This is a genomic window from Nocardioides sp. GY 10127, assembly GCF_004919085.1.
Classification (GTDB): Bacteria; Actinomycetota; Actinomycetes; order Propionibacteriales; family Nocardioidaceae; genus Nocardioides.
Genome location: NZ_STGL01000003.1, coordinates 763,489 through 783,123, shown reverse-complemented (window position 1 = coordinate 783,123; position 19,635 = coordinate 763,489). Strand labels below are relative to the sequence as shown.

Sequence of the window (19,635 nt, the reverse complement as noted above, 5' to 3'; positions counted from 1 at the left end):
CTCGACCGGCTACTGTCCCACCCACCAAAACATGGTGTTGCAGACGCGGGTTGAATCCACCGCCTCGGTGACGTTGCTGAGCCACCGCTGGTCGGTTGGGCTGGGGTGGGCGGTGTGTGAGCAACCTTTGGCGGGCGCGGCGGGGTTGCTGGGGCACCGCCGGTCGGTCTGCCGCGAGGACATCCCAGCGACCCGCCGGGACGTCATACGAATCGGCCCTGGGGCACCTCGGTTCGTATGACGTCCGGGGTGGGCGAGCCGGGACGTCATACGGAGCGGACGTCCACTCCCTCAGACGTATGACGTCCGCGGCCACCGCTGGCCGCCGGCCGCCGGCTGCCGGTCGACCATCGCCGCGCCGGCGCACCGGCCGCCCGCGCACCAGTTGACCGATCGGCCGACGTCCGGCCACCCCACCCCCACCCAAAAACCAAGCACCCACTCGGGTTCCGTTGACACCCGGTGCGGCAGCGGTCACACTCGTGGTGAATCATCCACGCACTAGTGAATGGATATGCAGATGCTGGCTTGCGACGAGGCGCGGACCGCGTCCTGGCGCGACGCGCGGGCGCGGTTCGAGAAGGCGACCCCGGAGGAGCAGGTCGAGCTGCTCGCCGAGCAGGCACGCCTCACGCGGCTCGACGTCCTCGAGACGATCTCCGGGGCGAACCTGGGTCACATCGGCGGCGACTACTCCGTCACCGACCTGCTCACCACGCTCTACTTCGGCGTCCTCAACGTCGACCCGGCCCAGCCGCGGTGGGACGAGCGGGACTTCTTCGTCCTCTCCAAGGGCCACTGCGCGGCGGCGCTGTACACGACGCTCTCGCACGCGGGGTTCTTCCCTCGCGAGGAGCTGCCGACGTTCGCCCAGCCGCTCTCCGACCTCAACGGCCACCCCAACCGCAACAAGGTGCCGGGCGTGGAGACGAACACCGGTCCGCTGGGCCACGGCCTGCCGGTCGCGGTGGGCTGCGCGTACGGCGCCCGCCTGCGCGGCACGGGTGCCCGGGCCTTCGCGATCATGGGTGACGGCGAGATGCAGGAGGGCTCCAACTGGGAGGCCATCATGTCGGCGGCCCAGCTCGGCCTCGACAACCTCACGCTGGTGGTCGACCGCAACCGCCTCCAGCAGGGCGCGCGCACCGAGGAGACCAACGCCCTCGACCCGCTGGACGAGAAGCTCGCCGCCTTCGGCTGCGAGGTCCGCGTCATCGACGGCCACGACTTCACCCAGATCCTCGCGGCGCTCGCGCCGTCGACGACGGGCAAGCCGGTCGCGATCGTCGCGAACACCGTCAAGGGCAAGGGCGTCTCCTTCATGGAGGACCGCGTGGAGTGGCACCACAAGGTGCCCTCGGCCGAGCAGGTCGAGCAGGCGAGGCAGGAGCTGGCAGGAGCATGAGCACGACCATCGACACGGTGCAGGCCCCCGACCGCACCGCCACCTACGACAACCGCCAGGCGTTCGCCGACACCCTCGTCGAGCTGGCCCGCACCGACGAGCGCATCGTCGCCGTCTGCAACGACTCGGTGAGCTCCTCCAACCTCAAGGCCTTCGCCGCCGAGTTCCCCGACCGCCTGGTCAACGTCGGCATCGCCGAGCAGAACATGGTGGGCGTCGGCGCCGGCCTCGCCAACGCGGGCCTCGTCCCGTTCGTGTGCTCGGCCTCGCCGTTCCTCACCGGCCGCTCGCTCGAGCAGGTCAAGGCGGACGTCGCCTACAGCCAGCACCCGGTGGTGCTGTGCGGCATGAGCCCGGGCATGTCCTACGGCGAGCTCGGCCCCACGCACCACTCCATCGAGGACCTCTCGTGGCTGCGCGCCCTGCCCGGCCTCGACATCGTCTTCCCGGCCGACCGGCAGCAGACCGCCGAGACGGTCCGCCTGGCCGTCGAGCTGCGCCGCCCGCTGTTCCTGCGGGTGGGCCGCTACAAGGTCCCGGACGTCACGCCCGCCGGCGCCACCCTCGAGCGCGGCAAGGTCCAGGTCGTCCGGGACGGCTCGGACGTCGCCCTGGTCGCCACCGGCACGCTCGTGAGCGTCGCGCTGGACGCTGCGGACCTGCTGGCCGCCGAGGGCGTCTCGGCCCGCGTGGTCAACGCCGCCTGGCTGGCCCCGTTCGACGAGGCTACGATCCTCGCCGCCGCCGCGGAGACCCGTGCCGTGGTCACCGCGGAGGAGGCGAATCCGTCCGGCGGGCTCGGCGCGGCGGTGACCGGTCTGCTCGCACAGTCCGGTCCGTCCGTCCGCCGGCCCGTCCGGGTCCTGGGGGTGCCCACCTTCGCACCGACCGGGTCGAACGCGTTCCTGCTCGAGCACTTCGGCCTCACCGCCGCCGGGCTCGCGCAGGCCGCGCGCGACGCGCTCGCCGAGGGCTGAGCGGCACCGGGGAGCAACGGGGGAGCAGCGGAGCCGCACCATGAGCAGCATGAGCGTCACCACCGGGCGGGACGTCGTCCTCGCGATCGACCAGGGCACCGGCTCGACCAAGGCCGTGGCCGTGGACGCCGCGGGCGCGGTCGTCGCCCGCTGCGGCGTGCCCGTGGGCAAGTCCCACCCGGCCCCCGGCCACGTCGAGCAGGACCCGGGCGAGATCCTCGCCTCCGTCCGCGAGGCCGTGGCCGGGGCGCTGGCCGCGCTGCCCGGGGGCGGGGCTCGCGTGGCCGCCCTCGCGCTCAGCACCCAGCGCGAGTCCGCGCTGGTGTGGGACACCGCCACGGGAGAGCCCCAGGGCCCGATGCTCTCGTGGCAGGACAGGCGCACCGCGGGCACCGCGCGCAGCCTCCTGGACGCCGGCCACGGACCGCTCGTGGAGAAGACCAGCGGCCTGCCGGTCGACCCCATGTTCTCCGCGCTCAAGCTCGGCTGGCTGCTCGACCGGGTCGACCCCGACCGCAGCCGGTCGGGCGCCGGCCTGCTCACCGTCGGCACGCTGGACTCGTGGCTGGTCGCCCGCCTCACCGGCGAGCGGCGGATCGAGGTCGGCAACGCCAGCCGCACCCAGCTGCTGGACCTCGACGCGGCCGACTGGGACGCCGGGCTCGCCGCGCTGTTCTGCGTCCCGCTCGCGGCCCTGCCGCCCGTCGTCGCCTCGGACGCCCCCACCGGGCCCGTCCGCGACCTGGCCGGCCTCGAGGGCGTGCCGATCGCCGCGGTGCTGGGTGACAGCCACGCGGCCCTCTTCGGCCACGGCGTCCGCGGCCCCGGGGCGGTCAAGGCGACCTTCGGCACCGGGTCGTCGGTCATGGGTCTCGAGGTCCTGGGCACCGGCCCGGTCGAGGGGCTCGTGCGGACGATCGCCTGGCAGGTCGGCGGCGCCGCGCCGGCCACCGCGTTCGAGGGCAACGTGCTGGCCACCGGCGCGACCCTCGTCTGGCTCGCCGACCTCCTCGGCACCACCGTCGGCGAGCTCGCCGACCTCGGCCACGGAGCCCGGCCCGACCACGGCCTCAGCCTCGTCCCCGCGTTCGCCGGCCTCGGCGCCCCCTGGTGGGACGAGGCCGCTGAGGGCCTGCTCACCGGGCTCACCCTCGGCGCCGGCCGCGCGGAGGTCGCGCGGGCCGGGCTGGAGTCCGTCGTCCTCCAGGTCGAGGACGTGCTGGCGGCGGCGGACGGCGCGGGCGCCCGCGTCGAGGCCGTGCTCGTCGACGGCGGGCCGACCGGCTCCGACGCCCTCGTCCAGCTCCAGGCCGACGTCTCCCGCCGGACGCTGCGGCGCTCCGCCGCGCCCGAGCTGTCCGCGCTCGGGGCCGCCCGGCTGGCCGGCACCGTGGTCGGGCTGTGGGACGACGCGGCCGCGCCCCTCGACGTCCACGACCCCCGTGTCTTCGACCCCGCGCCCCTGGCCGCGGGGGAGGACGACCCGTTCGCCGCCACCCGCGCACGCTGGCGCACCGCCGTCGCCAAGGCGCGCAGCCACCCGCAGACCTGACGCCCGCACCTCCCCGGCAGCACCCACCAGCACCACCAGGGCGCCACTCGGCACCACCCCGTACGACCAGGGCAGAACCCTCGAAGGAGAGACATGAGCAGCACGCAGCGCTTCGGCGCCGGCATCTGGCACTTCGCCACCTACGTGGACCGCTACGCCACCGACGGGTACGGCGAGCCGCGCTCGATCCTGGAGGCGATCGACCTCGCCGGGCAGGTCGAGGACCTCTCCGTGGTGGACCTGAACTGGCCGTTCTTCGGCGAGAGCGTGAGCACCGAGGACGTGAAGAAGCGCCTGGCCGCGAACGACCTCGAGGTCATCGGCATCACCCCGGAGATCTACACCCGCCAGTTCGCCAAGGGCGCGTTCACCAACCCCGACGCCGGCGTGCGCGAGCTGGCCCACGACTTCGTGACCGAGGCCTGCGACGTCGTCCGCGACTTCGGCGCCGACTACGTGAAGCTGTGGCCGGGTCAGGACGGCTGGGACTACCCGTTCCAGACCGACTACAAGCAGCTGTGGACCTACTCGGTCGAGGGCATCGCCCGCCTGGCCACCGAGAACCCCGACCTGAAGTTCGTCATCGAGTACAAGCCGCGCGAGCCCCGGGTGCACATGAGCTACGACTCCGTCGCCCGCACCCTGCTCGGCATCGAGCGCATGGGCGTGCCGAACGTCGGCATCCTGCTCGACTTCGGCCACGCCCTCTACGGCGGGGAGAGCCCGGCGGACTCCGCCCAGCTCGCCATCGACCACGGTCGCCTCTTCGGCATGGACGTCAACGACAACCTCCGCGGCTGGGACGACGACATGGTCGCCGGCACCGTCCACCCGATCGAGCTGTTCGAGTTCTTCCACGTCCTGCGCAAGAACAGCTGGGAGGGCGTCTGGCAGCTCGACCAGTTCCCGTTCCGCGAGGACTCCGTGGAGGCCGCCACCCACGCGATCGACTTCCTCAAGACGGTCGAGCGGGCGCTCGACGTCCTCGACACCGAGGCGCTCGCCGCGGCCCAGGCCAAGCAGGACGCCGTGGGCGCGCTCAAGATCGCCCAGAAGGCGCTCTACTCCAGCTGGTGAGTCGCCTCGTCGGCCCGGCGCCCACCCCGCGCCGGGCCGACGGCACCCGCCACTCAGCCGCCGCCCAGCCGCCACCCAGCCGCCACCGGATAGCCTCCGCACCGTGCCCGCCACCCCCGCCCCCGACCCGCTGCCCGGCCAGCAGCCAGGCCAGTTGCCCGGTCAGCTGCCCAGCCCCGGCACGGGCGTGCGCGGCGCGCGCTCGGGCAGCCGGATGTCGCTGCTGACCAAGGTGGCGCGGCTCTATCACGACGAGGGCGTGCGGCAGCCGGAGATCGCCGCGCGGCTGCACATCTCCCAGTCGCGGGTCTCGCGGCTGCTCAAGGAGGCCGTCGAGATCGGCGTGGTGCGCACGGTCGTGGTCCCGCCGTCGGGCGTGCACCCGGACCTCGAGGACGCCGTCCGCGACGCCTACGGGCTGGCCGACGTGGTGGTCGCCGAGGCGACCGCGCCCGACGACGAGCGCTCCGTGACCGCTGCGATCGGCAGCGCGGGCGCGGCCTACCTGGAGTCGACGCTGGGCGCCGCGGACCGGGTCGGCCTCTCGTCCTGGTCCTCCACGCTGCTGGCGTGCGTGGACGCGATGATGCCCCGCACCGTCCGGCTGGCCAGCGAGATCAGCCAGGTCATCGGGGGCGTCGGGCAGGCCGCCGTCCAGGTGCAGGCCACCCAGCTCACCTCCGACCTGGCACGCATCGCCGGCGCCACCCCCCGCTTCCTCCCGGCCCCCGGGATCGTCGCCACCGCCGCCGTGCGCGACGGGCTGCTCAGCGACCCGCAGATCGCCGACCTGGCCGCCTCCTGGGCCGACCTCACCACCTGCCTCGTCGGCATCGGCTCGCTCGAGCCCTCGCCGCTGCTGGCGATGTCCGGCAACGCCGTGCCCGAGGACGAGCGCGCCACGCTGCGCGAGGCCGGGGCGGTCGGGGACGTCTGCCTGCGCTTCTTCGACGCCGACGGGGAGCAGGTGGACGCCGGGCTGGCCGACCGCGTCGTCGGCATCGACCCGGCCACGCTCAAGGCCATCCCGCGCGTCATCGGCCTCGCCGGTGGCCGCCGCAAGCTGGACGCCGTGCGCGCCGCCGCCCTCGGGGGCTGGGTGCACGTGCTCATCACCGACGTGGTCACCGCCGAGGGGCTGCTCGCGCGGCGATAGTCCCTGACGAACGGACCCCATTTCGGGGCCGGATCGGGTCCGTTGGTCAGGGACTATCTCGTGGTGGGCTCAGAGCTCCACGGACTCGCCGTCGGCGAGCGCGGGGACCTCCATGCCGGTGATCCGCTGGAGGAAGGTGCCGATGGAGCCCTTGCCCTGCGGGCTGAGCATGAGGTCGTGCAGCTGGATGCAGCGGCCGGGCTTCACGGCGCGGACGAAGTCGGCCGCCTTGCCGGTGACGGACCAGGGGCCGCTGGTGGGCACGAGGAGCAGGTCGACGTTGCCGACGACGCCCTCGGGGGCGTGGTAGCTGTCGCCGGGGTGGTAGACGCCGCCCACCAGGTAGGCGACGTTCTCCGGCACCTCGACGTCCGGGTGGATCTCGGCGTGCTCGTGGCCGTGGGCGGTGACGGTGAGGCCGGCCGCCTCGAAGGTGTCGCCGTCGGAGGCGGCCAGGGTGCCCTCGAGGGAGGCGGCGACCGAGGCCGGGACGTGCACGGGCAGCTCCGGCCGCCGGGCCATCTCGGCGCGCAGGGCGTCGACGTCCAGGTGGTCGGGGTGGTCGTGGGTCACCAGGACGGCGTCGGCCTCGGCCAGCAGCGCGGCCGCGTTCGCCGTGAAGCTGCCGGGGTCGATGAGCAGCATGCCGCCGTCGTGGTGCAGCGTGACGGTGGCGTGGGTGTGCTTGACCAGGCGCACGGAGATCTCCTCGGAAGTCGTTGACGCAATCAACCACGAGTGTAGGAGGGACGGCCTCGCCCGGACGGGCGGGTGCGCGGGGCTCAGCCCTCGGCGGGCACCCCGAGCGACTCGAGCAGCGCCAGGACCCGCTCGCGGATCTCGTCCCGGATCGGGCGCACGGCCTCGATGCCCTGGCCGGCCGGGTCGTCGAGCTTCCAGTCCTCGTAGCGCTTGCCCGGGTAGAAGGGGCAGGCGTCGCCGCAGCCCATCGTGATGACGACGTCCGAGGCCTGCACGGCCGCGTCGGTGAGCACCTTCGGCTGGTTGGCGGCGATGTCGACGCCGCGCTCGGCCATCGCCTCGACGGCGACGGGGTTGATCTGGTCCTTCGGCGCCGACCCCGCGGAGAGGACCTGCACGCGGTCGCCCGCCAGGTGGCTCAGCCAGCCCGCGGCCATCTGGGAGCGCCCGGCGTTGTGCACGCAGACGAAGAGGACGGTGGGGGTGGTGGTCATGCGGTCTTCTCCTGGGTGCTGGGCTGGATGTCGGGCTGGATGTCGGGCTGGGCGTCGGTGTGGGAGTCGGCGTGCGGCGGGGCCGGCGGAGCCGGGTCCGGCAGGTCGGCCGGGCTGAGCGTGGGGTAGAGCAGCCGCACGAGCCCGAGGGCGAGGGCTCCGCCGAGCAGCTGGCAGGCGATGAACGGCAGGACGGACGCGGGGGCGATGCCCGCGAAGGTGTCCGAGAGCGTGCGCGCGAGGGTCACGGCCGGGTTGGCGAAGCTGGTCGAGGACGTGAACCAGTAGGCGGCGGTGATGTAGCCGCCCACCGCGAACGCCACCACCTGCGGCCGCCCGGAGCGCACGGTGCCGAACACGACGAGCACCAGCCCGACGGTGGCCACGACCTCCGCGAGCCAGTGGGCGCCGCTGCTGCGGTCGTGGGTCGAGATCGTCACGGCCGGCAGGTCGAACATGAGGTTCGCGACGACGCTGCCGAGGGCCCCGCCGACGACCTGGCAGGCGATCAGCACCGCCGCGGTCGCCGGGCGCACGAGCCCCAGGACCAGCTCGACCAGCGTCACCACCGGGTTGAAGGCGGCCGAGACCGGCTGGAGCGCCAGGATGAGCGCGACGAGCACCGCGCCGGTGGCGAGCGTGTTCTCGAGCAGCTGGAGCCCGACGTCCTCGCTCATCGAGGCGGCCGCGATGCCCGAGCCCACCACGGTGGCGACCAGGAACGCGGTGCCGACCAGCTCCGCGACGCCCTGCCGCACGAGGTGCAGCCGCTCGGGGCTCACGCGCCGCACCCCGTGGCGGGCGCGAGGGTGCCGGCGGCGGTGCCTGCGGGCGCGCTGAGCAGCCCGGCCACGGCGCCCAGGGCGTCCGGCTGGACCCGGTAGTAGGCCCACGTGCCGCGCTTCTCGCGCGTGAGCACCCCGGCCGTGTGGAGCACCTTGAGGTGGTGGCTGATCGTCGGCTGCGCGAGGTCGAAGGCCTCCTGCAGGTCGCACACGCACGCCTCGCCGCCCTCGTGGGCGGCCACGAGGGAGACCAGGCGGAGGCGGACCGGGTCCGCGAGGGCCTTGAGCAGTGGGACGACGGCCTCGGCGCTCTCCGGGGAGAGCGGCTCGGCCGTCAACGGGGCGCAGCAGGCGGCGGCCCGGGCCGCGGGCGCCGCGGGGGCGGGAGGCATCGACACGCGCCGATATTGACGCATGTCGATGGCCGTGTCACGTCCTGGCGGTGAACAGCCGGGGCGCCCACCGTTCTCAGCCGGGCAGCCTCAGCCGGGCAGCCTCAGGCCGAGAAGCCTCAGGCCGGGCAGCCTCAGGCCCGGCCGCCCTCGTGCCCGTCGCGCCGGGCCAGCCCCTGCAGCATCCGGTTGTACGCCTCGAGCTCGGCGTCCCCGTCGGCGTCCGCACGCCGGTCCGCCCGCTTGGCGGCGCGCTGGTCGGAGGTGAACCACTGCGCGAGCACGACGACGAGGACCATCACCATCGGCACCTCGCCCAGGCCCCAGGTGAGCGCCCCGCCGAGCCGCTGGTCGTCGAGGAGGGAGGGGACGTAGGGGAGGTCGAGGATCGAGTAGTAGTCCTGCCCGATGACGTCGTCGGCGCCCATGACGGTGACGGCGAAGAACGCGTGGAAGGGCATGACGACGAGCAGCAGCCCGATCCGGGTGAGGTAGCCGATCCGGTGCGGCAGCGGTGCCGAGCCGACCATGACCTCGAAGAACAGGTAGCCCGCGAGCAGGAAGTGCAGCTCCATGTAGGCGTGCCCGACGTGGGACTCCATGAGGGAGTTGAACAGGCCGGAGAGGTAGATGACGTAGAGGCTGGCGACGAAGTTGATGCCGGCGACCACGGGGTGGGAGAAGAACGCCACCCAGCGCGAGCGCAGCAGGTCGCTGAGCAGCTGGCGGGGGCCGCGGCCGCCCGGCACGTCCGCCCCGGGGAGGGCGTTGAGGGCCAGGACCACGGGGTTGCCCAGCACGAGCAGGATCGGCGCCATCATCGAGATGACCATGTGCGAGGCCATGTGGGCGCTGAACATCACGTGGCTGTAGACGCCCAGGCCGCCGACCGTGGCGTAGCCGACCATGAGCAGGCCGAGGAACCAGCAGATCGTGCGCCACACGGGCCAGCGGTCGCCGCGGCGGTGCAGCGTCAGGAGGCCGGCGACGTAGAGGGACGTGCCGAAGCCGAGCACGGCGAAGCCGACGCCCGAGGACTGGAAGCCGGTGAGCAGCTCGTGCACGCTCGGGGCCGGCGGCACCGGGCCGCCGAGGAGCGACTCCGCGGCCGAGCTGTAGGGCTCACCGACCGGCGGGGGAGTGCGGCTCAGCGCCACGCCCAGCGCCACGGCCGCCGTCATGATGACCAGCTCGATGCCCGTGAGCAGCGCCAGCGGCTTCCAGGCGGGGGACTCGGCGGGGTCGCCGTCCTCCTCGGCCGCGGCGGCGGCCGCCGTCCGGGCCTCGACGAGGGCGCGCAGGCGCTGGGCGACGAGGCCCAGGGCGACGAGCGCGAGGACCTTGAGCAGGGCCACGCGGCCGTAGTCGCTGGTGAACCAGTCGCTGACGGAGGTGAGCCGCACCTGGGCGTTGACCACGCCGGTGGCCGCCACCACGAAGAAGCACCAGGCGGCCAGGGCGGAGAAGCGCCGGGCGGCGATGGCCCGCGGCCGGGGCCGGTCCACCAGGTACCACCACAGCGCGAGGACGCCGCCGCACCACACGCTCACGGCCGCCACGTGCAGCACGAGGCTGACGATGGCCGTGTCGTGGCTGCCCGACGCGCTCGAGTGGCCCGTGAAGGCCGGCGGGATCATCGCGACCACCGCGACGAACAGGCACCACAGGGAGCCGCGGACGGTGAAGACGAAGCGGGAGGCGACGACGAGGACGCCGGCGAGCGCGGCCTGCACCAGGAGCGCCTGCCCCTGGTCGACCTGGGTCGCGAACCCCCACACGGCGGTCCAGTTGAACCCGCTGAGCGGGATGGCGAACTGGTCGGACCAGGTGAGCACGTTCTCGAACAGCGCGAGCAGGGCCCAGAGCAGGGCCAGCAGGCGCACGTTGAGCACGGCGCGTACCGCGCGCCCGGTCAGCTCGCTGGCCGGGCCGGGCAGCGCCAGGACCGGCACGAGCAGGGCGCCGACGGTGGCCACCCCGACGAGGTTGGCCAGGAAGGTGACGACCGGCAGGGCCCAGCCGGTGAACGGGCCCGGGTCCGGGATGCCCGTCGGGGCCGCGACCCAGGCGCCGCCGGCCAGCTCGAGGGCCAGCCAGAGGACGAGCAGGCCGAGCACGACCACCGCGGCCGCGAGCGGGCCGCGGGGCCGTCGGGGCGCCGCCGCGGGGGCCGGCGCCTCGGGGCTGTCCGGGGTGGTCGTGCCGCTCATGAGGAGGACCGGCGGGAGGCGAGCAGCAGGCCACCCGCGACGAGCACGAGGACGACGGGCACGCCGACGGTCAGCGCGTGGTCGGCCAGCCAGGAGCCGCCGTCGCTGCTGTCGGTGCTGCTGTCCGTGCTGCTGTCGGAGGACGCCTCGTCGTCGGTGGCGGTGCCGGTGGAGGCGGACGCGCTGGCGGACGCGCTGGCGGAGGCGGTGGCGGAGTCGGTGGCAGCGGCGGTGGCGGAGGCCGATGCACTGGCCGAGTCGCCCTCCACCGTGAACGAGATCTGCCCGGTGACGGGGTGCCCGTCCTCGGAGACCGCCCGGTAGGCCATCGTGAACGAGCCGGTCTGCCCGTCGTCGGTGAGCTTCTGGGTGACGAGGTTGTCCTTGACGACCGGGTCGCCGTCGGAGAGGTCGGTGCCGTCGGGCGCGGTGACCACGACGTAGGCCGGCGCCGACATGTCCTCGTCGAACTCGAACGTCACCGTCGTGGGGATCGCCTCGAGCGTCGCACCGTCCTCGGGGTCGGTGCCGATGAGGGCCGCGTGGGCGGACGCGGGGCCGGCCAGGAGGCCGACGCCCAGCCCGGCGCCCAGCAGGAGGAGCGCGGGCAGGGCGAGGAGGGCGGCCAGGGTGTGGCGGGTGCGGCTCGCGCCGCGGTGGTGCAGGGTCACAGCAGGGTGCTCCAGTAGCTCCAGAAGGCCTCGAGGATCGCCACGATGAACACGACGTACCAGGCAAGGACGATGGGAAGACGCCACGCCCAGAGGGTGTGGACGAGGGGGCTCGCGGACGACAGGCGCGCGGCGGACAGCGTGGACCACACGAAGAGCGGGATCGTCACGGTCCACACGACCATGCAGTAGGGGCACAGCGCGTGGATGTCGTAGAGGCTCTGCCAGGCGAGCCAGTGGATGAAGATGAGGCCGAGGAAGGTGCCGAGGGCCAGGCCCCAGTGGATCCAGACCGGCAGCCGGACGCCCGAGGCGAGGATGACGCCGACGGTGACGACCACGGAGAAGCCGAGGATGCCGAGGAACGGGTTCGGGAACCCGAAGAGGGCGGCCTGGTCGGTGACCATCACCGAGCCGCACGACAGCACCGGGTTGATGTTGCAGGACGGCACGTAGCTGGGGTCGATGAGGATCTCGACCTTCTCCACGGACAGCGTGAAGGCGGCCAGCAGCCCCAGGGCGCCGAGGACGGTGACGAGCAGGCCGCCGGCGCGCGTCGGCCGCAGGGCCGCCTCGATGGCCTCGTCGTCGAGCTCCAGCTCGTCGTGCTCGAGGTCGTGCTCGTGCTGGTCGCCCGGCTCGGTGGTGTCAGTGGACACGGGGGGTCCTCTCGGGATCAGGGATCAGGTCGCCAGCAGGCGCTGGGCGACGGCCTCGCCCTCGGCGGCACCCGGCGGGACGGCGTAGACCGCCGAGCCGATCGTGGTGATCCACTCGTTGAGGCGGTCCTGCTTCGCCAGCCGGCGCTGGACGGGGACGAACTGCTTCACCGGATCAGCAGCGTAGGCGATGAACACCAGCCCGCTGTCCTCGCCGGTGGAGGTGGACGGGTCCGGCACCGTGTAGTTGAAGGGACGTCGCAGGAACACCTCGTCCGGGGTCTGGGCGTGCGCCCGGGCGATGTGGCTCGCCGGGTCGATGACCGGCAGGCCGAGGTCGTCGGTCGCGCCGAAGTCCGCGGTGTCGGTCTCCTTCGTGCCGGTGAGCGGGGCGCCGTTGTCGAGCGTCCTGCCCACCACGTTCTCGCGGGAGACCCGGTCCACCTTGTCCCAGAGGTCCATGCGGGCGCGGATGCGCCGCACGACCATCACCGTGCCGCCCTCGAAGCCGCTCTCGGCCGACCACAGCAGCCGGTCGTAGTCGGTGTCGGTCTCGGCGGGGTTGACCGTGCCGTCCACCTGCCCCATCACGTTGCGCATGGTGGTGCCGGTGGGCTCGGTGCCGATTGCCCGCCGGTAGCCCTCCTGCAGCCAGCGCACGTCGGCGAAGTCGCGGGCGTCCTTGAGGATCATCCGGCGGCAGTGGGCGAGGGTGAGCGGGTCGTCGCAGCAGAGCTGCACCGCGACGTCCGTCTGCCCCCACTCCTCGCGCAGCTCGTCGGTGGAGAAGGCGGGCAGCGGCTCGAGGGTCATCGACGTGCCGGTGAAGAGGTCCCGGACGACCCGCGGACCGAACCCGAAGGTGACCGTGAGGCTCGAGGGACGCTCCGCGAGCTCCGGCTCGTTGTCGGCCAGGGCGGCCTCGCCCTGGGTGAGGCGGGCGGCGTCGTCGCTGAGCAGGTTCATCATCCGGGCCAGCGCGGCGCGGTCGACGTCGTCGTGCAGGTCGAGGCCGACGAGGGTCAGGTACGCCTGTGGCGTGGTGGAGACGCCCGCCTGGTGGGCGCCGTGGAAGGCGACGGTGCGCAGCCCCTGCTCGGGCTGGACCGTGAGGGTGGCGTCCGCGGAGTCCTCGTGGGACCCGGCGGCGGCCGCGGCGGAGCCCGCGGCCCAGCCGACACCGGTGCCGCCGAGGGCGGCGGCACCGGTGCGCAGCAGCTGACGCCGTCCCCAGGCCCGGGGGCTGTGGGAGGCGTCGGTCATCAGGAGTCGCTGCCCTCGCTGGACATGTCCATGCCGCTCATGTCGTCGCTGGAGTCGTCCGAGCCGTCCGAGTAGCTCTCGTCGGCGCCGGAGTAGTCCTTCACCGTCGCGTCCACGTCGAGCGTGGAGTCGTCGGAGAAGGTGAGCGTCAGCGTGACGGTGTCGCCCGGCTCGAGGGCGTCCGTGACGTCCATGAACATGATGTGGTCGCCGCCGGGGCTGAGCTCGTGGTCGCCGCCGGCCGCGATCGTGAACCCGCCGTCCTTCTCCTGCATCTGCATGGTGCCGTCCTTCTCGACGGTCTCGTGCAGCTGGATGGTGTCGGAGGCGTCGCTGGTGACGCTGACCAGCGTGGCGTCGCTGCCGCCGCTGTTCTCGAGGGTGCCGAACGCGGCGGTCATGCCGGAGTCGACGGCCTTGACCCAGGGGTCCTCCATGGTGATCTCGGAGGCCATGGTGGCGTCCGCCGAGGCGCTGCTGGAGGCGTCGGAGGAGGCCTCGGAGTCGGAGCCACAGGCGGTGAGGCCGGTGCCGAGGGCGGTGACCAGCAGGGCCGTGGACGCGAGCGTGCGCAGGCGCGGTCGGGTGCTGGGGATGAGGGTGAGCATCGGGGTCCTTCGTCGTGTGGGTGGCGACGCCGCGGGCGGCGGGGGCGCGCGTGGCGCGTGGCGCGCTGTGCGTCAGGTGGACGCGGGCGCGGCGCGGTGCTGCCCTGTGCTGCTCGATGGGGTCGCTGGTGGTCGGGGCCACCGGCCACGGCGCGGCACGAGGAGCCGACCGCCGGGAGGTGGTGCGGCTGCGCGGGGTGGCTCGGTCAGGCGGGCAGCGGTGGCCCGCGCAGGACCGGGACCGACCGGGCCCACGACGAGAGGGCCAACGGACGCTTCAGCGCCGGCAGGGCGGGGGCCGGCGGGCGGGGGAGCAGGACGGCGCCGAGCGTCGCCGCCCGGCGGCACAGGGCCACGGGCAGGACGAGTCGGCGACCCGTCAGCGCGAGGACCGTGAACAGGGCGCGCTCGCCGAGGGCCAGCCACAGCCCGACCAAGGCCGCGGCGACCGTGTGGGCCAGCATCATCGGGGCGTGCGCGGAGGCGTCCGCCACGAGGTGGGACAGGCCGAGGTCGGAGACGGCCGGCGTCCCCTGCGCGGTGGCGGCCGAGTAGGCCTGGGCCAGCGAGCCGACGCGGTGGCCGTCGACCACCGGCAGCGTCGGGCCGGTGCCCGCCAGGGCGGTGGTGGTCGCGGTGGTGGCCGCGGCGTCGCCCCGGTGCCCCGCGGTGAGGGAGAGCGCCAGGTGGACGCCGGTCTGACCCAGCACCGTGAGCACCACGACGCGCAGGGCGGACGCCGGTCGGGCCAGCGCGGGCGCCGAGAGCAGCACCGCGCCGGCTGCGATCGCCGCCATCGTGCCGGGCCCGGGCAGCAGCCCGTCCGCGCTCACGTGGCCGACCGAGCCGAGCAGCACCACCAGGAGGCCGAGCAGCCCCGCGCGCGCCCACAGGACCGCGGGGCCGACCTGGCCCGCGCGGCGGTGGGTCCGCGTGCTGCTCACGGGCAGCAGTGTCCCACGCGGGGGTGGCCCCGGCTGAGTCGACGGGGTACCCCCGGACCCTGGCAGCCGCCCGTGAGCGGGGCGTCCGCGGCCCGGGGTGAGCGGTGGCTGAGCAACCTCCCACCGGGACGATTCGGTTGCCGGCACACCGCCGGTGGGCTCGGCCGGGGGTGGGCGGTGGCTGGGCAACCTCCCACGGGCGCGATCCGGTTGCTGACACACCGCCCACACCGGCCCGGGAACAGCACACGGCCGGCACCCGCGTGAGCAGGTGCCGGCCGTGGTGGGACCGGGAGCGGGACGGGGTGCGCGCTGTCCCCTGCGCGGCCCCGGCGGCTCCCGGCGACGGGGTGGCCGCCGTCAGACGGCCATGGCGAGCAGCTCGGCCAGGTGCACGACCTTGGTCTTCAGCTTCCGCTTCCGGATGCCCGTGATGAGCTGCTGGTGGCAGACGACGTTGAGCGAGACCCAGTAGTCCAGGTCGGCGGCCTCCACCTCGTCCACGTGCATGTCCAGGATCGCCCGGGACTCCTTCTTCCGCAGCAGCGAGTAGGTGCCGGCCGCGCCGCAGCAGCGGCCGGACGAGCCAAGCTCGACGTACTCGCCGACGCGGCCGATCAGCTCGCGCGGCGGCAGCGTGACGCCGAGGCCGTTGCGCAGCTGGCAGGAGTCCTGCAGGCCGATCCGGGCCGGCCGGCCGTCGACGGTGAGGGTCGACAGCGCCGGTGCGTCGGGAGCGGAGAACAGCTCGAGGAGCACCTCGGAGATCTCCTTGACCCGCTCGCGGCCGATGCCGTGCGCCAGGTGCGCGCCGCAGCCGCCGGAGGTGGTGACGACGGTGCCGGGCATGACGTCGCCCAGCCGGCGCGCCATCTCCTCGCCGCCCTCCTTGTCGCCGTTGTGACCGAGCACGGCGCCGCAGCAGCCCTGCCCGGACGGCACGTCGACGGCGTCCCCGAGGAGCTTCACGGCCGCCCGGGAGATCCCCGGGAAGGTCGCGCGTTCGGCGCACCCGAGCATGAGGTGGAGCTTCCCCTCCTGCGCCGCCCCCGTGGTGCGGGCCGCGCCGCGGACGGTGCCGGCGGCCGTGATCGCGGGGGTCACCTTCATGGCGGCCCGGGCGGCCCGCGCGATGAGCGGGTCGTCCTTGCCCTGCCACTGGTGGTCGCGCCACTGCTCCAGCAGCTGCCCGTACTGGACGCCGGCCGGGCACACGGTCTCGCACGCACGGCACCCGAGGCACTGGCTGGCCTGCTCGACGAGCACGGGGTCGCGCTCGTCGAGGCGGCCCTCCTCCAGCGCGCGCATGAGCGTGATGCGTCCGCGCGGGCTGGAGCGCTCGTCCTGGGTCAGCGCGTACGTGGGGCAGGCCGGGAGGCAGAAGCCGCACGAGATGCACGCGCTGAGCAGGTCGGGGTCGAAGATCCCACGGGTGCCCGTGGGCTCGGGGACCCCGTGGGCAGCGGGGGAGGCGGAGGAGGGGGCACTCATCAGGAGCCGAGCTTTCCGGGGTTGAGGATGCGGGCCGGGTCGAACGCGGTCTTGATCCGGGACAGCAGCTTGAGCTGGTCGTCGCCCAGGCGGGCGGCGAGCCACGGACGCTTGGCGGCGCCCACGCCGTGCTCCCCGGTGATGGTGCCACCGAGGTCGAGGGCGGCCGCGAAGATGTCGTCGAACGCCTTGACCGCCCGGACCTGCGCGTCGCCGTCGGCCGGGTCGAAGCAGATCGTCGGGTGCAGGTTGCCGTCGCCGGCGTGGCCGAAGGTGGCGCACACCAGGTCGTAGCGCTCGGCGATGGCGTCGATGCGGCGCACCATCTCGGCCAGCTTCGGCCGCGGGACGGTGACGTCCTCGAGCATCGTGATGGGCGCGAGGCGGGCGAGGGCCGGCAGCGAGCAGCGCCGGGCCTCGAGCAGGGCCGTCGCCTCGGCGACGTCCCGGGCCCGGGTGACGCTGCGGGCGCCGACCTCGGCGCAGATCGCGCTCATCCGCTCCAGCGACTGCTCGACGGCGTCGCCGCGGCCGTCGTCGCCGAAGAGGAGCAGCGCGCCGGCGGTGCGGTCCAGGCCCAGGTGGGCGAAGTCCTCGACCGCGTTGATGCACTTGTTGTCGAGGAACTCCAGCGTCGCCGGGAGGGTGCCCGCCCCGATGATCGCCGCGACGGCCTTGCCGGCGGTCGCGAGGTCGTCGAAGTAGGCCACGCCCGTGCTGGACGTCGCGGGGGCCGGCAGGAGGGCCACGGTGACCTCGGTGATGACCGCGAGGGTCCCCTCCGAGCCGGTGAGCAGCCGCGTCAGGTCGTAGCCCGCGACGTCCTTCCAGAGCCGACCGCCGGTGCGGATGACCTCGCCGGTGGCGAGGACGGCCTCGACGCCGAGCACGTAGTTGCGGGTGACGCCGTACTTCAGGCCCCGCAGGCCGCCCGCGCACGTGGCGACGTTGCCGCCGACGGTCGAGACGGTCCGGCTGCCCGGGTCGGGGGCGTAGAGCAGCCCCCGACCCGCGCAGGCGTCGGCCATCTGGGCGGTGGTGACACCGGCCTGGACGACGGCCAGCAGCTCGTCCGAGGAGACCTCGAGGATCTTGTTGAGCCGCGTGAGGACGAGCACGATCCCGCCGTGCTCGGGCACCGTCGCGGCGGCGAGGTTGGACCCGGCCCCCCGCGGGGTGACCGGCACCTGCGCGGCCGTCGCGAGGGCCAGCACGCGGCTGACCTCGTCGGTGGAGCCGGGCAGGACGACGGCGTCCGGGCGCGCCCGGAACAGCGGCGTCGCGTCGCGGCTGTAGGGCTCGACGTCCCCCTCGGAGACGAGGACGTGCTGGGCGCCGACGATCTCCCGCAGCTGGGCGAGGAGGGCGTCGTCGAGGTGGCCGCCGGGCAGGTCCGTGCTCGTCGCGGTCACGGGAGCATCCAGCCCAGGACCGGGGTGCTCTGCAGGAAGACGAGCACCATGAGGAAGGCGAGGAGGCCGAGGCTCCACGGGAGGACGAGGCGCAGGATGCGCGACTCCTGGCCGTCGAGGCCGGCGGAGCTCGCCGCGATGGTGAGGTTCTGCGGGCTGATCATCTTGCCCACGACACCACCGGTGGTGTTGGCGGAGACGAGCAGGGTCGGGTCGATGCCGGCCTTGGCGCCCGCGGTGGCCTGGAGCTTGGCGAACAGGGCGTTCGCGGAGGTGTCGGAGCCGGTGACGGCGGTGCCGATCCAGCCCAGGACCGGGGAGAGCAGCGCGAAGGCGGCGCCGGTGCCGGCGATCCAGGTGCCGATGGCGGTGGTCTGGCCGGACTGGTTCATCACGTAGGCCAGGGCCAGCACGCTGGCGACGGTGAGCACCGCGAAGCGCAGCTTGACGACGGTGGTGACCCAGTCGCGGACGGCGGCGGAGAGCGAGACCCGGTAGAGGAGCGCGGTGAGCACGCCGGCGACCAGCAGGCCGGTGCCGGGGCTGGAGAGCCACTGGAAGTTGTAGACCGTCGAGGTGATCGGGGTGCCGGCCGAGGAGATCACGTGCCCGTTGAGGCCGGGCCACTCGATGAGCCGGTCGGTGGTGCCGAGGAAGGTGGTGACCGGGGTGACCAGCTTCTCGACCGAGAACAGCACGATGACGATCAGGTAGGGCGCGAGGGCCATGAGGACGCGGCCGCCGGTGAGCTGCGCACCGCCGGTGCGCTGCGGGCGGGTGGTGGTGAGCGTGTCGCCGGACGGCGCGGCGGGGGCGGAGCCGCCGGTGCCCGAGGTCGCCTCGTCGCCGAGGTCGGAGGAGCGGGGCTTCCACACCTTCATGAAGGCGACGGTGGCGGCGAGGCCGACGAGCGCGGCGACGATGTCGGTGAGCTCGTAGGAGAGGAAGTTCGAGGTCACGAACTGGGCCAGGGCGAAGGAGAAGCCGGTGACCAGGGCGGCGGGCCAGACCTCGCGCAGGCCGCGGCGGCCGTCGACGACCAGGAGCAGCAGCAGCGGGACGAAGAGCGCCAGGATCGGGGCCTGACGGCCGACGACGGCGGCGATCTCGGTGGCGGGGATGCCGGTGAGCGTGCCCGCGGTGGTGATCGGGATGGCGACGGCGCCGAAGGCGACCGGGGCGGTGTTGGCCAGGAGGACGGCACCGGCGGCGCGCAGCGGGGCGATGCCCAGCGCGAGCAGCATGGTCGCGGTGATGGCCACCGGGGCACCGAAGCCGGCGAGCGCCTCGAGGAGGCCGCCGAAGCAGAAGGCGATGAGGACCGCCTGGACGCGGGTGTCGTCCGAGACCGTGTCGAAGACCGCGCGCAGGTCCTCGAAGCGTCCGCTGGTCACCGTGAGCTGGAAGAGCCACAGCGCGCTCGCCACGATCCACATGATCGGGAAGACGCCGAAGACCGCGCCCTGGGTGGCCGAGAGCAGCGCCAGCTGGGCGGGCATCGCGTAGGCCAGGACGGCGACGAGCAGGGCCGTCACGAGACCGGCGAGGGCGGCCACGTGGGCCGGCAGGCGGAAGGCGCCGAGCAGGACGAAGACGACCAGCAGCGGCAGCAGGGCCACGAGGGCCGAGGCAGCCAGGCTGCCCCCGACGGGGGCCAGCTCCTGGGTGAAGTCGGTCGCGAGGAGACCGACGAGCACGGTTGGGGACACGGGTGGGCCTTTCGGAACGCACCGCCAGGCTCAGCCGTGGCGGTCGGGACGACGGTGGCGTCGCACTGTGATCGGCAGCACCATACATGTGGTCTGACCACACAGTGACGGGGAGCACTGTATGAGCG

At 73.8% G+C, this 19,635-nt stretch carries 18 protein-coding genes; 5 read left to right on the top strand and 13 right to left on the bottom strand.

Going from position 1 to position 19,635, the window contains the following annotated elements; genetic code table 11:
- The first annotated feature begins 514 nt into the window (after nt 1-514).
- From E8D37_RS07070 to E8D37_RS07050, 5 genes are all read left to right on the top strand, one after another.
- Nucleotides 515-1,405: a transketolase gene (locus E8D37_RS07070; RefSeq protein WP_206055602.1), complete on the top strand. Its 891-nt coding sequence runs from the start codon at nt 515-517 to the stop codon at nt 1,403-1,405.
- A complete protein-coding gene (locus E8D37_RS07065; RefSeq protein WP_136569013.1) occupies nt 1,402-2,382 on the top strand; it encodes a transketolase C-terminal domain-containing protein in 981 nt (326 codons plus the stop codon). The genes E8D37_RS07070 and E8D37_RS07065 overlap by 4 nt, the downstream gene beginning before the upstream one ends.
- A 49-nt stretch (nt 2,383-2,431) precedes the next feature.
- On the top strand, nt 2,432-3,934 hold the full coding sequence (locus tag E8D37_RS07060; protein WP_168929664.1) for an FGGY family carbohydrate kinase: 1,503 nt from the start codon (nt 2,432-2,434) through the stop codon (nt 3,932-3,934).
- 93 nt (nt 3,935-4,027) lie between these two features.
- Nucleotides 4,028-5,011 carry a sugar phosphate isomerase/epimerase family protein gene (locus tag E8D37_RS07055; RefSeq protein WP_136569011.1) on the top strand — a complete coding sequence of 328 codons (984 nt, stop codon included), beginning with the start codon at nt 4,028-4,030 and terminating at the stop codon, nt 5,009-5,011.
- 103 nt (nt 5,012-5,114) lie between these two features.
- Nucleotides 5,115-6,167 carry a sugar-binding transcriptional regulator gene (locus E8D37_RS07050; RefSeq protein WP_206055601.1) on the top strand — a complete coding sequence of 351 codons (1,053 nt, stop codon included), beginning with the start codon at nt 5,115-5,117 and terminating at the stop codon, nt 6,165-6,167.
- A 69-nt stretch (nt 6,168-6,236) separates the two neighbouring features.
- Here the strand turns inward: E8D37_RS07050 and E8D37_RS07045 are convergent, their stop codons facing one another.
- From E8D37_RS07045 to E8D37_RS06985, 13 genes are all read right to left on the bottom strand, one after another.
- On the bottom strand, nt 6,237-6,866 hold the full coding sequence (locus E8D37_RS07045) for an MBL fold metallo-hydrolase (protein ID WP_136569010.1): 630 nt from the start codon (nt 6,864-6,866) through the stop codon (nt 6,237-6,239).
- 83 nt (nt 6,867-6,949) lie between these two features.
- Nucleotides 6,950-7,363 carry an arsenate reductase ArsC gene (locus E8D37_RS07040; RefSeq protein WP_136569009.1) on the bottom strand — a complete coding sequence of 138 codons (414 nt, stop codon included), beginning with the start codon at nt 7,361-7,363 and terminating at the stop codon, nt 6,950-6,952.
- On the bottom strand, nt 7,360-8,145 hold the full coding sequence (locus tag E8D37_RS07035) for an aquaporin (protein ID WP_240770235.1): 786 nt from the start codon (nt 8,143-8,145) through the stop codon (nt 7,360-7,362). Before E8D37_RS07035 ends, E8D37_RS07040 begins: the two co-directional genes overlap by 4 nt.
- The gene (locus tag E8D37_RS07030; protein WP_136569093.1) at nt 8,142-8,540 is read right to left on the bottom strand and encodes a metalloregulator ArsR/SmtB family transcription factor; all 399 of its coding nucleotides are present in this window, start codon (nt 8,538-8,540) and stop codon (nt 8,142-8,144) included. The genes E8D37_RS07035 and E8D37_RS07030 overlap by 4 nt, the downstream gene beginning before the upstream one ends.
- 134 nt (nt 8,541-8,674) lie before the next feature.
- Nucleotides 8,675-10,750 carry a cytochrome c oxidase assembly protein gene (locus tag E8D37_RS07025; RefSeq protein ID WP_136569008.1) on the bottom strand — a complete coding sequence of 692 codons (2,076 nt, stop codon included), beginning with the start codon at nt 10,748-10,750 and terminating at the stop codon, nt 8,675-8,677.
- On the bottom strand, nt 10,747-11,421 hold the full coding sequence (locus E8D37_RS20065; protein WP_206055600.1) for a copper resistance CopC family protein: 675 nt from the start codon (nt 11,419-11,421) through the stop codon (nt 10,747-10,749). The genes E8D37_RS07025 and E8D37_RS20065 overlap by 4 nt, the downstream gene beginning before the upstream one ends.
- The gene (locus tag E8D37_RS07015) at nt 11,418-12,080 is read right to left on the bottom strand and encodes a vitamin K epoxide reductase family protein (RefSeq protein ID WP_240770234.1); all 663 of its coding nucleotides are present in this window, start codon (nt 12,078-12,080) and stop codon (nt 11,418-11,420) included. Before E8D37_RS07015 ends, E8D37_RS20065 begins: the two co-directional genes overlap by 4 nt.
- Before the next feature lie 24 nt (nt 12,081-12,104).
- Nucleotides 12,105-13,343 (bottom strand): Dyp-type peroxidase, encoded by a 1,239-nt coding sequence (locus E8D37_RS07010; RefSeq protein ID WP_136569006.1) that lies wholly within the window; start codon nt 13,341-13,343, stop codon nt 12,105-12,107.
- Nucleotides 13,343-13,951 carry a copper chaperone PCu(A)C gene (locus E8D37_RS07005; protein WP_206055599.1) on the bottom strand — a complete coding sequence of 203 codons (609 nt, stop codon included), beginning with the start codon at nt 13,949-13,951 and terminating at the stop codon, nt 13,343-13,345. The genes E8D37_RS07010 and E8D37_RS07005 overlap by 1 nt, the downstream gene beginning before the upstream one ends.
- Before the next feature lie 206 nt (nt 13,952-14,157).
- Nucleotides 14,158-14,895, bottom strand: a complete 738-nt coding sequence (locus tag E8D37_RS07000) for a hypothetical protein (RefSeq protein ID WP_136569005.1) — start codon at nt 14,893-14,895, stop codon at nt 14,158-14,160.
- Nucleotides 14,896-15,255: 360 nt separating this feature from the next.
- On the bottom strand, nt 15,256-16,386 hold the full coding sequence (locus tag E8D37_RS06995; RefSeq protein WP_136569004.1) for a (Fe-S)-binding protein: 1,131 nt from the start codon (nt 16,384-16,386) through the stop codon (nt 15,256-15,258).
- Nucleotides 16,386-17,798: an FAD-linked oxidase C-terminal domain-containing protein gene (locus tag E8D37_RS06990; RefSeq protein ID WP_206055598.1), complete on the bottom strand. Its 1,413-nt coding sequence runs from the start codon at nt 17,796-17,798 to the stop codon at nt 16,386-16,388. The genes E8D37_RS06995 and E8D37_RS06990 overlap by 1 nt, the downstream gene beginning before the upstream one ends.
- Nucleotides 17,795-19,507 carry an L-lactate permease gene (locus tag E8D37_RS06985; RefSeq protein ID WP_240770233.1) on the bottom strand — a complete coding sequence of 571 codons (1,713 nt, stop codon included), beginning with the start codon at nt 19,505-19,507 and terminating at the stop codon, nt 17,795-17,797. Before E8D37_RS06985 ends, E8D37_RS06990 begins: the two co-directional genes overlap by 4 nt.
- Nucleotides 19,508-19,635: the final 128 nt, after the last annotated feature.

Bases quoted from the DNA above. Each gene is read 5' to 3' on its own strand.
- E8D37_RS07070 (WP_206055602.1), top strand. From the start codon at position 515: ATGCAGATGCTGGCTTGCGACGAGGCGCGGACCGCGTCCTGGCGCGAC.
- E8D37_RS07065 (WP_136569013.1), top strand. From the start codon at position 1,402: ATGAGCACGACCATCGACACGGTGCAGGCCCCCGACCGCACCGCCACC.
- E8D37_RS07060 (WP_168929664.1), top strand. From the start codon at position 2,432: ATGAGCGTCACCACCGGGCGGGACGTCGTCCTCGCGATCGACCAGGGC.
- E8D37_RS07055 (WP_136569011.1), top strand. From the start codon at position 4,028: ATGAGCAGCACGCAGCGCTTCGGCGCCGGCATCTGGCACTTCGCCACC.
- E8D37_RS07040 (WP_136569009.1), bottom strand. From the start codon at position 7,363: ATGACCACCACCCCCACCGTCCTCTTCGTCTGCGTGCACAACGCCGGG.
- E8D37_RS07030 (WP_136569093.1), bottom strand. From the start codon at position 8,540: ATGCCTCCCGCCCCCGCGGCGCCCGCGGCCCGGGCCGCCGCCTGCTGC.
- E8D37_RS07025 (WP_136569008.1), bottom strand. From the start codon at position 10,750: ATGAGCGGCACGACCACCCCGGACAGCCCCGAGGCGCCGGCCCCCGCG.
- E8D37_RS07010 (WP_136569006.1), bottom strand. From the start codon at position 13,343: ATGACCGACGCCTCCCACAGCCCCCGGGCCTGGGGACGGCGTCAGCTG.
- E8D37_RS07005 (WP_206055599.1), bottom strand. From the start codon at position 13,951: ATGCTCACCCTCATCCCCAGCACCCGACCGCGCCTGCGCACGCTCGCG.
- E8D37_RS06995 (WP_136569004.1), bottom strand. From the start codon at position 16,386: ATGAGTGCCCCCTCCTCCGCCTCCCCCGCTGCCCACGGGGTCCCCGAG.